The organism is Moorena sp. SIO1G6 (assembly GCF_010672795.1).
GTDB lineage: Bacteria > Cyanobacteriota > Cyanobacteriia > Cyanobacteriales > Coleofasciculaceae > Moorena > Moorena producens.
In genome coordinates this window covers 29,484-47,511 of sequence record NZ_JAAHFZ010000039.1, presented here as the reverse complement: position 1 = coordinate 47,511, position 18,028 = coordinate 29,484, and the positions used below count along the sequence as shown (strand labels likewise).

The 18,028-nt window shown below is 41.6% G+C and carries 3 protein-coding genes; all 3 read left to right on the top strand.

Translation table 11 applies throughout. From position 1 onward, the window contains the following. Positions 1 to 5: 5 nt before the first annotated feature. The 3 genes from F6K63_RS26645 to F6K63_RS26635 are packed head-to-tail and all read left to right on the top strand — an operon-like array spanning position 6 to position 18,000. On the top strand, positions 6 to 6,641 hold the full coding sequence (locus F6K63_RS26645; RefSeq protein WP_287313547.1) for a type I polyketide synthase: 6,636 nt from the start codon (positions 6 to 8) through the stop codon (positions 6,639 to 6,641). Between the two features lie 20 nt (positions 6,642 to 6,661). Then, on the top strand, positions 6,662 to 13,450 hold the full coding sequence (locus F6K63_RS26640; protein WP_287313546.1) for a type I polyketide synthase: 6,789 nt from the start codon (positions 6,662 to 6,664) through the stop codon (positions 13,448 to 13,450). After that, complete coding sequence (locus F6K63_RS26635) at positions 13,447 to 18,000, top strand: non-ribosomal peptide synthetase (protein WP_287313545.1); 4,554 nt, start codon at positions 13,447 to 13,449, stop codon at positions 17,998 to 18,000. Before F6K63_RS26640 ends, F6K63_RS26635 begins: the two co-directional genes overlap by 4 nt. The last annotated feature ends 28 nt before the right edge of the window (positions 18,001 to 18,028 follow it).

The window sequence follows — 18,028 nt, the reverse complement described above, 5'->3', positions numbered from 1 at the left end:
TTTCAATGAGTAGTACTCAGGTGCAAGAATATGCCAAACTGATGAAAATGGCATCAGACAAGATAGCTAAGTTGGAAGCTGAACTTGATGCACTAAAAAGTAAGGACAAATCAGAACCAATCGCGATCATTGGTATGGGTTGTCGCTTTCCTGGAGGTGCATCTACTCCAGAAGCCTTCTGGGATATTTTACAAAACGGAGTAGATGCGATCACTGAAGTACCACAAGACCGATGGCACCTTGATGATTATTACGACCCAGACCCAGACAGTCCTGGTAAAATATATACTCGCTATGGAGGATTTCTCAACAAACTTCAGGAGTTTGATAACAATTTTTTTGGTATTTCTCCCAAGGAAGCCATCCATCTAGACCCTCAACAGAGATTACTCCTAGAAGTCAGTTGGGAAGCTCTAGAAAATTCAGGCAAAAATCCGCAACAACTCCAAGGAAGCCCAACAGGTGTATTTATTGGTATTTGTGGCAACGACTATACCCAACGTATATTCAGTCAAGGTCCAGAACAATTTGATGCCTATGTAGCTACAGGCAATGCCCACAGTACAGCATCAGGGCGAATTTCCTATATTCTGGGACTAATTGGACCGAATTTGGCAGTAGACACAGCTTGCTCCTCTTCATTAGTAAGTATCCATTTGGCCTGTTCGAGTTTAAGGAATCAAGAATGTAATCTAGCCTTGGCTGGAGGGGTCAATCTCTTGCTATCTCAGGAATTTAGCATCAACTTTTCTAAGGCTCGTATGTTATCCTTTGATGGTCGGTGCAAGACTTTTGATACTTCTGCTGATGGCTTTGTCCGTGGTGAAGGATGCGGTATTGTTGTACTCAAACGTTTATCAGATGCAGTAGCAGACCAGGACAATATTCTGGCAGTAATTCGGGGCAGTGCCATCAATCAAGATGGTGATACTAGTGGTTTAACGGTTCCTAATGGACCTTCTCAACAATCAGTCATCCGTCAAGCTTTGGCAAACGGGGAAGTAGACCCAACAAGTGTTAGTTATCTTGAAGCTCATGGTACAGGAACTGCTTTGGGGGACCCCATTGAAGTCGAAGCCATAGGAACGGTATTTGGCCAAACCCACTCTGTTGAACAGCCATTAATCATTGGTTCGGTTAAGACGAACATTGGTCACACCGAAGGAGCGGCAGGAATAGCAGGTTTGCTCAAGTTAGTCCTGCAACTGCAACATCAACAAATAGCACCATCACTACATTTTAACCAACCTAATCCTTATATTAATTGGTCTCAATTACCAGTAAAGGTCTCGACTCAGCTCACCCCTTGGCAAACAAATGGTAAAAGTCGCATAGCTGGGGTTAGTTCTTTTGGTTTTAGTGGCACCAATGCTCATATAGTTTTAGAAGAAGCTCCTGCAGAAGTCAGAAGTCAGAAGTCAGAAGTCGGAAGTGAGGATATTGCCGAACGTCCAATTCATATATTAACTCTATCGGCAAAAACAGAAAAAGCTTTAGAAGATTTAGTCAGTAATTATCAAAAGCATTTAGAAACTTATCCAGATTTTGCTGTGGCAGATGTATGTTACACGGCCAATACAGGAAGGAAACATTTTAAGAATCGACTAGCAGTTATTGCTTCTGACCAAAAGGAATTAGCAGAAAAGCTACTTGATCAAAAAACAGGAAAGGAAGTAGTTGGACTATCTTGTGGAGAATTTGATAGTGGTAGCGCAAGTTCTAAGCTAGCTTTCTTATTCACAGGCCAAGGTTCCCAGTATGTGGATATGGGTAAGCAATTGTATGAAACTCAACCAACTTTCCGCCAAGCTTTAGAGCGATGCGACCAAATTCTACAACCCTATCTAGAATATCCCCTATTAGAGGTTATTTTTCCTAAAGATGTACAAAAGTCAACCTCGAATTTGTTAGACCAAACAGGTTATACCCAACCTGCTCTATTTGCGATTGAATATGCTTTGTTCAAGTTATGGGAATCTTGGGGAATTAAACCAACTGTAGTCATGGGTCACAGTGTAGGAGAATATGTGGCAGCAACTGTAGCAGGGGTTTTCAGTTTAGAGGATGGTCTGAAATTAATCGCCATGCGGGGCAGGTTGATGCAACAGTTACCCTCTGGTGGTGAAATGGTATCTGTAATGGCATCAGCATCTCTGGTGACAGAGGCCATAGGAGAATATAGTTCTCAAGTGACAATAGCAGCGATTAATGGACCAGAAAGTATGGTGATTTCTGGTGAAAGTGAAGCGATCGCAACCATTTGCAGTAAGTTAGAAGCAATGGGAGTTAAGACTAAACATTTACAGGTGTCCCATGCTTTTCACTCTCCGTTAATGGAGCCAATGTTGGCAGAGTTTGAAGCAGTAGCTCAAGAAGTCAACTATAGTCAGCCTCGGATACCACTCATTTCTAATGTTACTGGTCAAAAGGTGAGTTCAGAAATTACTACCGCTAAATATTGGGTAAATCATGTCCGACAACCAGTGAAGTTTGCCCAGAGTATGAAAACTCTGGATGAGGAAGGTTATAAGGTATTCTTGGAAGTGGGAGCAAAACCAATATTACTGGGGATGGGACGTCAATGTTTACCAGAAGATGTGGGAGTATGGTTACCATCTTTACGTCCTGGAGTAGAAGAATGGCAACAAATGCTCTCAAGTTTAGGACAATTGTATGTAAAAGGAGCCCAAGTAGATTGGTCAGGGTTTGACCGATATTATACTAATCAGAAAGTAATCTTGCCCACTTATCCATTTCAGCGGGAAAAGTATTGGGTGGAAACGACCAATTATCAAAGTATCTCTGCAACCAAACTTCATCCTCTGATTAATCGCAAGTTTCAATCTCCCTTATCAAAAGACATCTTTTTTGAATCTGAGTTTAGCACCGACGCCCTACCATTTTTAGCAGACCACCGAATATATGAAAAAGTTGTAGTACCTGGTGCCAGTCACATTTCTCTATTGTTAGCAAGCGCCTCTCTAACATTTTCTACAACTGGATGTCAACTGGAAGATATTCTGTTTCCCCAAGCCTTAGCTATTCCAGAACAAGGAGTGCGTAATGTTCAGGTGGCTTTTACTCCACAGGATAGCTCATATTCATTTCAAGTAATTAGTTTTGATAGCTCTTCTAGCTCTTCCAATGGTGATAATTCTTGGGCTCTGCATGCTACAGGCAAGATTTACCCTACTATGGAGTCCTCCCAGCAGTCTCTAGAAACCATCAAAGAAATTCAATCTCGTTGTAGTCAAAAAAATGAAAGCACAGAAATTTACCAGAGTCTATGGGATAGAAAAATTAAATTAGGGGAGAGTTTTAGATGGATAGACCAAGTATGGTTAGGAGAGGGAGAAATTCTGTGTCAAATGAAAGTACCTGAGACAGTGTTAGATGCCCTTAAGTATCAAATACATCCTGCCTTAATTGACTCATGCTTTCAGTCAGTGGCTGCACTTAATCTCAGTCTTGCTGGTGACAAAAATGAAACTTTTGTGCCCTTCAGTATAGAGAAGTTTACTTTTTATCAGCGCCCTGAGAATGGTTCGCTTTGGTGTTATACCCGTGGATTGAAAGAAGGAGCATCAGAGGAAAAACTGCTGAAAGCAGAAATACAATTATTTGACCAAACTGGGGCATTGGTGGCTGAGGTTAATGGTTTTGAGGGAAGGAAAGCGAATCCCAAAGCATTACTAATGACTCTGGATTCAGATTTAAGTGATTGGTTTTATGAAATCAACTGGGAAGCTCAACCCTTAACAAAAGTTTCAAAATCTGATGAAAATGCCTCTGGGAAATGGTTAGTATTTGCACTTAGTTATGAATTGGTAGAGTCGGTCGGGAAGTATCTACAAGAGAGAGGACAGAACTATATTTGGGTATCCCCAGGTTCAGAGTATCAGCAATTAGATGCTCAACATTATCAAATTAATCCCACTGTAGCTGAACAATTTCTCAAACTGCTCCAAGATAATTCAGATATTAAGGGCATTTTGCATTTATGGGGTATAATAAATGAAGTTGAGGATTTACAAACAGCTCAACAACTTGGTTGTGCAACAGCGTTACATTTAGTGCAAGCCTTAGTTCAAGCTGGATTGACTAATGTAACACCGATGTGGTTAGTTACTCAAGGGACTCAGAGTATATTGGATGAAGCAGAAGTGGTGCAACCCCAACAAGGAACTCTATGGGGACTAGGGCGTGTTATTAGTCTAGAACACCCAGAATTAAAGTGTGGCCGAATAGACTTAGACCCCAAAACGAATGTTTCGGAAATGCTCCCCAGTTTAGTAGATGAAGTATTTTCTAAGAATAATGAAGACCAAATAGCAATTCGTCAGGGAGTCCGTTATGTAGCAAGATTAGTACGACAACAAAAGCCGAAATCGAGCTTAGAAGAAAAATTAGGATTAGAAAATCAACCACTGGAATTGAAGTTGTCTGAATATGGACTGATAGACAACCTCAAGTGGCAAGTAATGCAGCGCCGTCCTCCACAAGGGAATGAAGTAGAAATTCAAGTCAAAGCAGTGGGTTTAAACTTCCGAGATGTACTCAATTCCTTGGGGTTACTGAAAGAATATTATGCTCAGGTATTAGGTATTACTGACGTAGCTCAACTTAACTTTGGCTTAGAATGTGTAGGCGTTATTGCATCTGTGGCAGACAATGTGTCTCAGTGGCAGGTGGGAGATGAGGTGATGGCTTTGGTTCATAATGGGTTCAGTAGCTTTGTCACTACTCCGGCTGAGTTAGTGATGGCTAAACCGAAAAATTTGAGTTTTACGGAAGCAGCTACTTTACCATTGACCTTTGCCACAGCTTACTATGGATTACAACACTTAGCTAAAATTCAGCCAGGAGAGCGAGTATTAATTCATGCTGCTGCTGGTGGTGTAGGGCAAGCGGCAGTTCAAATCGCACTACAGACAGGAGCAGAAGTATTCGCGACTGCGAGTCCTCCTAAGTGGGAGTTTCTCAAGTCTATGGGCATTAAACACATAATGAACTCTCGCACTTTAGAGTTTGCCGATCAAATAATGAGTCTGACTCAGGGAAAAGGTGTAGATATAGTCTTAAATAGTCTAAATGGAGACTTTATTGATAAGAGTTTTGCTGTGTTAGCTACCCAAGGGCGATTTGTAGAAATTGGCAAAATAGGGATTTGGGACAAACAAAAGGTGATGCAGAAGCGACCAGATGCTGATTACTTCCCTTTTGATCTGGGAGAGATAATCCAACAACAACCAGATTTAACTGCCAAAATTTCAGAGGAATTGAACCAGCAGTGTCAGCAAGGAACACTGAAAGCATTATCTTATAAAGTATTTCCTAGTACAGAAGTAAAAGCTGCCTTCCGATATATGCAGCAAGGTAAGCATATAGGAAAAGTCGTAGTTTCTATGGCAAAAACTAGAGATGAGTCAAAATATATCAAACCAGAAGCAAGTTATTTGATTACAGGAGGTTTAGGAGCTTTAGGCTTAGAAGTAGCCCAATGGATGGTGAAAGAGGGAGCAAAACATATAGTATTAACTGGGCGTCGGAGTCCGAATAAAACTGCACAAAAAATCATAGAGGAATTAGAAGCAGCAGGAGCATCAGTCAGTGTTTTGTTAGGGGATATTTCTACTCAAGAGTCTGTCATCAAAATCTTAGAGGGGATATCTGCTTCGTTACCTCCACTTAAAGGAGTGATTCATGCTGCTGGGGTGTTGGATGACGGAGTCTTACAAAAGATGAGCTGGAATAGATTTACAAAAGTTATGGCTCCCAAGGTGTCGGGAACCTGGTATTTACATCAACTGACTCGGGATTTACCTTTAGATTTCTTTGTTTGTTTCTCCTCTATGGCTTCGATGTTGGGGAATTATGGTCAAGGAAACTATGCTGCTGCCAATGCTTTTATGGATGCGATCGCCCACTATCGTCAAGGTCAGGGATTACCAGGATTAAGTATTAACTGGGGAGCATGGGCGACAGCAGGAATGGCAGCTCGTTTAGCAAGGGAACATCAAAATCGAATGCAGAGTAGCGGGGTAGTGGCCATTGACCCCGAATCAGGAATGCAAGCATTAGGTTCATTGTTATCAGGCTCTCAAAGCCAAGTAGGGGTGTTCCCAGTTAATTGGTCTGAGTTTTTTAGGCAGATGCCCGGTGTGCAGAAGATGCCTTTTTTGGAGGCTTTGATTTCCACTGAACCGTCATTCACCAAAAAGTCAGTATTTAGAGAACAATTAGAAGCAGCACCGGTTTCAGAACGTCAACAGTTATTAACCAATAAGATTCGCTCATTGATAGCCAAAACCTTGGGTTGGACAGATGGACAAAAGATAGGAATGCGCCAACCTTTGTTTGATTTAGGATTAGATTCTCTGATGGCTATGGAATTGAGAAATCAAGTGGAGTCAACCTTAGAGACAAGTTTAAGTTCAACACTGTTTTTTGACTATCCTACTGTAGAAAATTTAGTAAATTATCTCTCCATTAAGGTATTCTCGGGAGAGTCAGCAGTTGTTCTTGTTCAGCAAGAATCAGAAGAAGTAAACCAATCAAATTTACAACAAGAAATAGAACAACTATCAGAATCAGAAGCTCAAAATATTTTGCTTCAAGAATTAGAAAATATGAATTTCTAGGAGTAGAATACTTTAAAGATATGGAAAATATTTCGGAATCTCTAAATACGGCAAACTCTTTGTCAGCAACAAAACGGGCACTAATTGCATTAAAGGAAATGCAGTCCGAATTGCAAGCTCTCAAGTCTGCCCAGATTGAGCCAATTGCCATCATTGGCATGAGTTGTCGCTTCCCTGGCGGAGTAGATTCTCCTGAAGCATTCTGGCAATTACTCAATGATGGAGTAGATGCTATCTCTGAAGTACCATTATCACGATGGAACATTAATAACTACTATGACCCCGGCCCAGATGCTCCCGGCAAAATTTCTACCCGCGACGGTGGTTTTATCTCACAAATAGATGGCTTCGATGCCGCATTTTTCGGGATTTCTCCCCGAGAAGCTCAAAGCTTAGACCCTCAACAACGCTTATTACTGGAAGTTAGTTGGGAAGCAATAGAAAGGGCTAACATACTCCCAGAAAAGTTATTAAATAGTCTGACAGGAGTATTCATTGGCATTGGTAATAGCAATTATCAAAGTAAGCTGGCAACCTCTGAGATGCCACAGGCTTATTGGGGTACAGGTAATGCGCCGAGTGCTGCTACAGGTCGTTTATCATACATCTTGGGGCTCACTGGACCTAGTCTGGCAGTAGAAACTGCTTGCTCTTCGTCTTTGGTATCCGTGCATCTGGCTTGTCAGAGTTTGCGACAACGAGAATGTAATCTGGCTTTAGCTGGGGGCGTGAATCTACTCCTTTCTCCAGAGCTTAGTATTATATTCTCTCAAGCCCAAATGTTATCTCCTGATGGTCGCTGCAAGACTTTTGATGCTTCAGCAAATGGTTATGTGCGTGGGGAAGGATGTGGAATAATTGTCTTGAAACGACTCTCTGACGCACTAGCCAATGGGGATAATATTCTGGCAGTGATTCGTGGCACAGCTGTTAATCAAGACGGTCTGAGTGGTGGTTTAACAGTACCTAATGGTCCATCTCAAGAAGCTGTGATTCGCCAAGCCTTAGCAAATGGGGGTGTGGAGCCCGCCAGTGTCAGTTATATTGAAGCTCATGGTACTGGAACTTCCTTGGGAGACCCCATTGAAGTCGGAGCGTTAGGAACGGTATTTGGGAAAACCCACTCCCAAGAGCAACCATTAATCATTGGTACAGTTAAAACTAATATTGGCCATTTAGAGGTAGCAGCAGGAATAGCAGGGTTGATGAAGGTAGTCCTGCAACTACAGCATCAACAAATAGCACCATCACTCCATTTTAACCAGCCTAATCCTTATATTAATTGGTCACAATTACCACTACAAGTCTCGACTCAACTCACCCCTTGGCAAACCAATGGTAAAACTCGTATTGCGGGAGTGAGTTCCTTCAGCTTTAGTGGTACAAATGCTCATATAATCTTAGAAGAAGTACCAAGAGAAGGCAACAGGCAAACCTCCCCTGTGTCCCCCCAAGGAGGAAAGGCAACAGGCAACAGTGAAGATTACATAGAACGTTCAGTTCATTTATTAACTCTCTCAGCGAAAACTAAAACTGCTCTTGGTGAGTTAGTCAGTAGTTATCACAATTATCTCCAAACTCATCCCCAATTAGGGGTAGCCGATATTTGCTATACGGCTAACACAGGACGTAACCACTTTAACCACAGACTAGCTGTTGTCACCTCTAACCCAAAAGAATTAGCTGAAAAACTCCAACAGCACCAACAGGGAGAAGAGGTAACCGGAATCTACTCAGGAGCACTATTAAACACCACAACACCTAAAATCGCCTTTTTATTCACAGGACAAGGTTCACAATATGTGAACATGGGCAGGCAGTTGTATCAACAAGCACCAACTTTCCGTGAAGCGATTAACCAATGTGAGCAAATCCTCAGTAGCCTAGAAACTTTCCAGGATAAGTCATTACGAGAAATCCTCTATCCTACAGACACAGATGAGTCCGGTTCATCCCTACTAGACCAAACCGCTTACACTCAACCTGCTCTATTTGCCATAGAATATGCACTATTCAAACTCTGGCAATCCTGGGGAATTAAACCAGATGTGGTCATGGGTCATAGCGTTGGAGAATATGTCGCAGCAACTGTAGCAGGAGTACTGAGTTTAGAAGATGGTTTGAAACTAATTGCTGCTAGGGGCTCTTTGATGCAGAAATTACCTGCTGGTGGAGCAATGGTTTCAGTGATGACCTCAGAGTCGAAAGTGCGAGAGATTTTCAAGGCGATGTCGTTGGAAGAAAAAGTAGCCATAGCAGCCATCAATGGACCCGAAAGTATAGTCATTTCTGGTGAGGAAGAAGCAGTAAGAGCGATCGCAACTCACCTAGAATCAGTCGGCATCAAAACCAAACAACTACAAGTATCCCATGCTTTCCATTCTCCTCTGATGGAACCCATGTTGGCAGAATTTGAAGCAGTAGCAGAAGAAATCAACTACCATGAGCCTAAGATACCACTGATATCAAATGTTACTGGCAAACTGGTGGGAGAGGAGATGACTTCTGGGAAATATTGGGCTCGTCATGTGCGGCAACCAGTGAGGTTTGCCCAGAGTATGATAACTATGCAGGAGGAAGGATATGATTTATTCCTGGAAATTGGACCCAAACCAATTTTATTGGGGATGGGAAGGCAATGTCTACCGGAAGAGGTAGGTGTATGGTTGCCATCATTACGTCCAGGAGTAGATGAATGGCAGCAAATGTTGGATAGTTTAGGAAAACTGTATGTACAAGGAGCCAAAGTAGATTGGTCAGGATTTGACCAAAACTATAACCGTGAGAAAGTAGTATTACCAACCTATCCTTTCCAACGAGAACGATATTGGCCAGAGAGCAAGCGGAAGTTTCAGACACAGCAAGTTGATGGGGAAAAAGTTTTACATCCCTTACTAGGTATCAAACTACAAGTAGCAGCTTTAAAAAATCAATTTTGTTTTGAATCTTTACTAGCCGGAGATCGACCAGCTTACCTCAAGCACCATGAAGTGTTTAGCCAAGTCCTGTTTCCAGCCACAGGGTACTTAGAAATAGCCTTGGCAGCGGGAGTGAATTTGTCCAAATCTCAGCATGTGGTGTTAGAAGATGTAATTATTGGGCGAGGGCTGATTCTACAAGAAATTGACTTAACAACAGTCCAAACCATCCTCACACCCTTAGAAAACGGCTCTTATAAGTTTGAGATTTTTAGTTATAAAAATCAGGAAAATCAAGATACGCCATTGTGGATACTCCACACAGAAGGGCAAATCAGAGCTGATTCACAGGAAAGCACACTGAGAGCTATAGACCGGGCAAAATACCAAGCAGAGTGTACTCAGCCAATAAAAGTCCAAGAACATTATCAAAAATTTCGGCAACTGGGGCTGAATTACGGAGTTAGTTTCCAAGGAGTTCAACAATTGTGGTTGGGTTCACACCAAGCCTTGGCACAGATTAAGTTACCCGAAGCCTTGACAAAAGAAATCACCAACTATCAATTCCATCCCGCATTGTTAGATGCAGCTTTGCAAGTAGCTGGTCAGGCTCTACCACAAACAAATAACAACACTTATCTGCCAGTAGGAATAGAGCAGTTAAAAATATATGCTCCTCCAGAGAAAAGTCTCTGGGTGTATGCATCGGTGAGTGAATTCATAGAAGATCAAAAAATCCTAACTGCTCAACTGACTGTAGCGAGTCTAGAAGGAGAAATCATTGCCACAATTAAAGGCTTACAACTAAAACTTGCCACTCAAGAGACCCCACTAGAAGTAAAATCAATAACTAATTGCCTGTATGAAGTAGAATGGAGAGCTAAAGGTCGCTTAGGTCAGTTACTACCTCCTGATTTTTTGCTTCCTCCTATAGAAATTGCCCAACAATTAACTCCTACTCTGATAGAATTATTAACTCAGATAGATGATCGCAAAGCCTCAGAAATCAGCACAAAGTTAGAAGAATTAAGCGTAGATTATATAGTTCAAGGCTTGCTGGAGATAGGTTGGTCATATAAGGCGAAAGAGAGCTTTGAGGCTGATGCAGCAGTTCAACGTTTAGGTATAGTTCCCACCCAAGAACGATTATTTATGCGTCTCCTCCAAATCTTAAAAGAATTAGGAGTACTGGAATTTGCTCAACTGCAGTGGGAGGTAAAACAAACCTTAGAGAAAGTCAACCCGACTCAAAAAAACCAGAGTTTACTGAGCCAATATCCAGAGGAAGCAGCAGCATTGACACTACTGGATCGGTGTGCGTCTCAACTAAGTATGGTACTACGAGGAGAAATAGACCCAGTAGAGTTGGTATTCCCTCAAGGAGATTTGACTACCGCTACCCAACTTTATGAAAAGTCTACTGTAGCTAAACTGATGAACACGATAGTACAAAATACTATTAATAAAGCTATAGAGAAATTACCGCCAAGCCGAGGGATAAGGTTGTTGGAAATCGGAGCAGGAACCGGAGGAACAAGTAGTTATGTCCTGCCTCACCTAAATCCCCAGCAAACAGAATATATATTCACCGATATCGGACAATTATTTACCAGTAAGGCGCAAGATAAATTCTCGGATTATCGATTTGTAGTGTATAAAACCTTAGATATAGAAGTAGACCCAAACAGTCAAGGATTCGGTGCTCATCAGTACGATATAATTATTGCGGCAAATGTACTCCATGCAACTACAAGTATCAAGGAGACATTATCCAATGTGCGACAACTATTAGCACCAGGAGGAATATTAGTATTGTATGAAGCAACAACACCTCAGCGATGGTTGGATTTAGTATTTGGACTATTAGAAGGATGGTGGAAATTCACCGATTATGAATTACGACCAGACTACCCTCTGCTAAGTTTTGACCAGTGGAACAGAGTTTTGAGAGAAACAGGTTTTACTGAAGTAGTAGCTATACCAGAAGTACAGGAAAAGACACAAGGATTGTCAGGGCAAAAGGTGATTGTAGCTCAAGCAGCTCCAACAAAACAAAAAACGGAGAAGAAACCGAAGAGTTGGTTGATACTAGCAGACAAACAAGGAATAGCTCAACACTTAGCACGGCAACTGAAATCGATAGGAGAAGTGTGTATCTTAGTATTTGCAGGAGAGAAATATCAGCAGATATCTCCAGAAGAATTGAGGATTAATCCTAATAACCAGTCGGAATATGAACAACTGATAGAGGCGGTAGCAGTTAAATCACCATCATTGTATGGAATAGTGCAATGTTGGACAACAGAAGTGGGATTAGGTAAAACTATTAAATCTGAGGAATTAGAAAATTTATCTAAATTGGGGTGTGCTACAACATTATATTTAGTGCAAGCTTTAGTCAAAGCTGAGTTACCAACAGCCCCTCGGTTATGGTTAGTGACTTGTGGCTCTCAACCTGTACCGTCAAATGCACCGATAATACCAGGAGTAACCCAATCTTCACTATGGGGAATGAGGAAAGTAATTAGTTTAGAACACCCGGAATTCAACTGTGTCTGCATAGATTTAGACCCAGAGGAGACGAAAGAGTGTCAAGCTAATGGACTATTTGAGGAAATCTGGTCGGAAGATAAGGAGGACCAAATAGCACAGCGAGGAAATGGTCGTTATGTGCCAAGATTGGTTGCAAGTCATCATCAGCAAAGGGTAGTAGCAGATGCAACAAGCAAAAAATCGGTGAGTTTCCGTGAGGAAGCTAACTACTTGATTACAGGGGGAATGGGAGGTTTAGGCTTACTGGTAGCCCGTTGGATGGTAGAGAAGGGAGCCAAGCACTTAATATTATTAGGACGTAGGGCACCCGATGATACTGTGGAGGAAAAAATAATTGAGTTAGAAATGGCTGGAGCGGAAGTAGTAGTGGAAAAAGCAGACGTATCTGATTGGGAATCGATGACAAGAGTGGTGGCTAATATAGAGCAGTTAAACAGGCCATTAGCAGGAATAATACACTCGGCGGGAATGTTGTCAGATGGAATGCTACAAAACCAGAATTGGCCTAGTTTTGATAAAGTGATGTCTCCGAAAGTGCAAGGAGCTTGGCACTTGCATCAATTGACCCAAAACCAGCAATTAGACTTTTTTGTGATGTTTTCTTCGATAGCCTCTCTATTTGGTTCACCAGGTCAGGGAAATCATTCTGCAGCAAATGGATTTCTAGATGGTTTAGCTTATTATCGTCGAAGTCTAGGATTGCCTGGGTTGAGCATTAACTGGGGAATAGTAGGTGAAGTGGGAGAAGCAGCAGAACGAGGTGCAGATGTTAGTCTACAGAAGAAGGGTTTGGGTGCGATCGCTCCTGCTCAGGTTTTAGAGTCTCTAGAACTACTAATGAGTGGTACTGATGATACTGAAGTAGGAGTAGTACCGATTGATTGGTTGGCTTTGGAAGAAAGAATAGCTGAATGGCCTTTCTTAGCTGATTGGCAGGAATTAACTGCCTCAATGGCTGCAACCAAAAGGGAAAATGATAGCATTTTACAGAGGCTAAAAGCAGTTTCATTAGAGGAGCGAGAAAGCATATTGATGGAGTACCTCGTAGGAAAAATAGCCAAAATATTGGCTATGAGTGCTTCTCAAATAGATGTAGCTCAACCTCTTATAGATATGGGGCTAGATTCTTTGATGGCAGGTGAATTGCGGAATTTGTTAAAAAGGCAACTGGGATGGGATATACCTTTTCAAAAAATATTTGGAGGGGCGAGTACTGCGCAGATCGCAGACTTAGTAAATGACCAAATAACTCAGCAGCTTTTGTTAGAAGAAATCACTGACTCTGACAATTCAGATACTGAAGATATTTGTGAAGATATGGAGGAAATTACCTTATGAACCTGAATCAAGTTCTATCTCAAATCGCTAGCAAAGGCATCCGATTGTCTGCTGAAGGTGAGCAACTAAAGATTCGTGCTCCCAAGGGAGCATTAACTCAAGAAACTAGGGATCTTATTGCCCGAAACAAAGCTGAATTATTACGATTACTTCAGAACGTTTCTACTACTGATAGTTCTGAGGCTCTTTCAGAACCACTAAAACCTTATGAGGAAACAAGTCCGTATCCTCCCCTATCTCTAAATGAAAAGTCTCTTTGGTTTGTCTGGTACTTAGACCCAGACAGTTACTCTTATAATGTTTCCTTTGCAGGTAGAATGCCTGAAGCTAGCAATGTTTCAGCTTGGAAGGAAGTATTTGAGCATTTACTCAAGCGACACCCTGGCCTGCATACTTGCTTTCCTAGTTTAGATAACAAACCTTATCGACAGGTTTTGGAAACCCCTGTTTTAGACTTTCAAGTGATTGATGCTATCAGTTGGAGTATAGAAGAGGTGCGACAAAAGGTGAGAGCTATTCACCGAGAGCCTTTTGACCTAGAAAATGGTCCACTAATGCGTGTCAGATTTTTTCAACAGGGAGCACAGGGGCTCGCCTTTATCGTATCTGTACACCACATTGTCTGTGATGGTTGGTCGCTAAATCTTATGGTGGAAGAGTTACCTGTTATTTATCATCAGCTACATACTCAGGAATCTACTCCTCTTGCTCCTCCAAGCTATAGCTATCCAACTTTTATTCATTGGCAAAAAGAGTTACTGGAGAGTGCCAGAGGAAAGCAGCTATGGGATTATTGGCAACAAAAACTAGAGGGCAATTTGCCTGTATTGCAACTGCCCACTGATTATCCGCGACCTCCGCTCCAAACCTATAAAGGAAATTCCTGTGTCTTTAGTTTATCTTTAGAACTAACACAAAAGTTAAAGAAGCTGGCTGATACCAGGAAAGTATCTCTCTACACTCTGCTCTTGGCAGTATATCAGGTTTTATTGTATAGATATACTTTGCAGGAAGATATTATTGTTGGCTCACCTGTAACGGGTCGGAGTCGCTCAGAGTTCAATAGCATATTTGGGCATTTTGTTAATATGCTCCCCATGCGAAGCACTATCAAAGGTGCAGGTAGTTTTACTGAACTGTTAACGCAAGTGCAGCAAACTGTTCTGGAAGCACTAGATCATCAAGATTTTCCTTTTGCACTAATGGTGGAACGATTGCATCCGCAACGAGATTCAAGTTATTCCCCAATTATTCAAACGAACTTTGTGCTTCAGTCATTTCAACAAGCACATTTACTGGCTTCTGGTCAAGATGAGACTTCTTATTCTTGGGGAGATTTAAAATTTATCCCTTATAACCCAGTGCTATTTGAGGGGCAATCTGATTTAGATTTGGAAATGAGCGAAATCAACTCTAAGTTGACAGGAGCATTCAAATACAACACAGACCTGTTTGAACAGAGTACGATTGAGCGAATGCTGAGTCATTTCCAGAAATTGTTGGAGGGTATTGTTGCCGATCCACAACAACCAGTTAGTCGCTTACCACTGCTGACAGCAGCAGAAAGAAAGCAGCTTTTAGTTGATTGGAATGATACAGCGGTGGGTTATCCTGATGACAAATGTATCCATCAGTTATTTGAAGAGCAGGTAGACAAAACTCCAGATGCAGTAGCAGTAGTATTTGAACAGCAAAAGCTGACCTATTCCCAATTAAACAGCAAAGCCAATCAACTAGCCCATTACTTGCAAGGTTTAGGAGTCAAGGCAGAAACCCTAGTGGGCATCTGTGTAGAGCGTTCAGTGGAGATGGTAGTAGGTTTATTAGCCATACTCAAAGCCGGAGGGGCTTATGTAGCATTAGACCCCAACTATCCCGCTGCGCGGCTAGCTCAGATATTAGAAGACGGGGAGTTAGAGTTAGTGTTAACTGACTCCAACTCCCCGTTTCAGCTACCAGAAACAAAAACACCTGTAGTAGATATCAAGAAAGCAAATACAGTAGAAAGACAAACCAATGTAGTCAGTAATGTCAACCCCCAAAACCTAGCTTATGTATTGTATACCTCTGGTTCTACAGGCCGACCCAAAGGAGTAGCAATTGAACACCGTAGTCCAGTGTCCCTATTACATTGGGCACGAGAAGTGTATAGCCAAGAGGAATTATCAGGAGTATTAGCCTCCACATCCATTTGCTTTGACCTATCAGTATTCGAATTGTTTGTGCCCTTAAGTTGGGGAGGAAAAGTCATATTAGCTGAAAATGCTTTACACCTGCCAGAATTACCAGCAGCAGGAGAAGTAAGCCTAATAAATACAGTACCTTCAGCAGCCAGGGAATTAATCAGAAGCCAAAGTATCCCCAGTGGGGTAAAAACAGTGAATTTGGCAGGAGAGCCACTAGAAAATCAATTGGTGCAAAAACTGTATGAACAAGCAACAATTAAAGCAGTATACAACCTGTATGGGCCAAGTGAAGACACAACTTACTCAACCTATGGGTTAATGGAGAAAGGAGGAAGAGCTGCACCAACCATAGGTAGACCAATAAGCAACACCCAGGTGTATATTCTGGACTCAAAGAATCAACCAGTACCAATAGGAGTAGCAGGAGAACTTCACATAGGAGGAGAAGGACTAGCACGAGGTTACCTGAACAAAGCAGAATTAACAACAGAAAAATTTATCTTTTGGAATGGGAAAAGATTATATAAAACAGGAGATTTAGCACGTTATCAAAGAAATGGTCAAATACAATTCTTAGGGAGACTTGACCATCAAGTTAAAATCAGAGGTTACCGCATCGAAATCGGAGAAATCCAAGCGATATTAAATGAATTTCCCCTAGTCAAAGAAACAGTAGTATTAGCAAGGGAAGATAACTCTGGCAATAAAGGTTTAGTAGCTTATCTAGTGCTAGAAAGTGAAACTCCAGAAGTATCAGAGACAGAACAAATAGATAAAGTGAAACAGTATCTGAAAGAGCAGTTGCCGGAATATATGATACCTAGTAGGTTTGTACTCTTGTCAAAACTGCCTCTGACTCCTAATGGAAAAGTAGACCGTAAGGCATTGCCAGCACCAGATTTATTCAGTAGTCTGTCAACGGAGTATGTAGCTCCAGAAACGGAGACACAGAAGACATTAGCCGAGATTTGGCAAGAAGTGTTGGGTATAGAAAAAGTGGGTACACACGATAACTTCTTTGAGTTGGGAGGACATTCCCTATTAGCCATTCAAGTAATCTCTCGTGTGCGAGCAGCTTTCTCAATAGAACTTAAGCTACGGGACATATTTGAATCACCCACCGTAGCAGGAGTGGCTCAAGCTATTGATCAGGGAAACAATGATACACAGGTTACTAATCAAGTTAAGGACTTAAGGGCTGAAGTAATCTTAGACTCCAAAATTCAGAATCAGTCTGTAGCTTTTAAATATATAAGTGAGCCGAAAAATATCTTTTTGACTGGAGCAACAGGCTTTTTGGGAGTTTATTTACTCTCTGAACTCCTCGAACAAACTCAAGGAAATATATATTGTCTAGTACGTGCAACCTCTTCTGAGCAAGGTAAGCAGAGACTGCAAAGCTCCCTGGAGTCGTATAGCCTATGGAATGAAAGCAAAAGCTCAAGAATTATTCCAGTTATAGGAGAATTGTCGGCTCCACTATTAGGTCTTGACGAACCACAGTTTAACCATCTAGCCAGTCAGGTGGATGTCATTTATCATAATGGCGCTTGGGTAAATTTTGTCTACTCTTACTCAGTTTTGAAGCCAGCTAATGTTCTCGGAACTCAGGAAGTCTTGAGATTGGCTAGCCAAACCAAAATTAAACCCGTACATTTTATCTCTACCATCTCAGTTTTCTCCTCATCTGGCTATTCTGACAAGCAAGTAATTTTTGAATCAGACTCCCTTGACTATAGTCCAGACAACGATGATGGCTACGCTGAAAGTAAATGGGTAGCAGAAAAATTAGTTATGGAAGCTCGTGACCGAAGATTGCCTGTGTGTATATACAGACCAGGGAGAATAACAGGACACAGTCAAACAGGCTTCTGTAATACAGAAGATCTATTTTCTCGAATGATTAAAGGCTGTATCCAGCTAGGAGCAGTGCCAAATCTTGAAGGCGTTTTCAGCGACATAGTACCTGTAGACTATGTAAGTAAGGCGATTGTTAATATATCACAACAGAAAGAATCTCTAGGAAAGGCTTTTCACATGGTCAACCCTAATGACATCTATGTAAACGAGGCTTTCAACATGATCCGTTCTTGGGGATACCCAATTGAACAGATGGATTATGAAAAGTGGCGAACCAAACTAATTTGTCAAGCAGAAAATAGCAATGAAAATGCATTGTATCCTCTTTTGTCGCTTTTTTCAGAAGAACTACCAGTAAATGCGGAAAAGCAAAGATACGACTGCACAAATACAATACATGGACTAGCTGACACGGGTTTAGTCTGTCCATCCATAGATTCCAAATTATTGAACACCTACTATTCTTATTTTAGGAGTAGCGGCTTATTGAACGCGCCACAGTAGGGCATTCCTTTCCAATAGGCGCACACCA

What these genes read in the sequence shown, in the direction of transcription:
- F6K63_RS26645 (WP_287313547.1), top strand. Translation starts at nt 6, where the DNA reads ATGAGTAGTACTCAGGTGCAAGAATATGCCAAACTGATGAAAATGGCA.
- F6K63_RS26640 (WP_287313546.1), top strand. Translation starts at nt 6,662, where the DNA reads ATGGAAAATATTTCGGAATCTCTAAATACGGCAAACTCTTTGTCAGCA.
- F6K63_RS26635 (WP_287313545.1), top strand. Translation starts at nt 13,447, where the DNA reads ATGAACCTGAATCAAGTTCTATCTCAAATCGCTAGCAAAGGCATCCGA.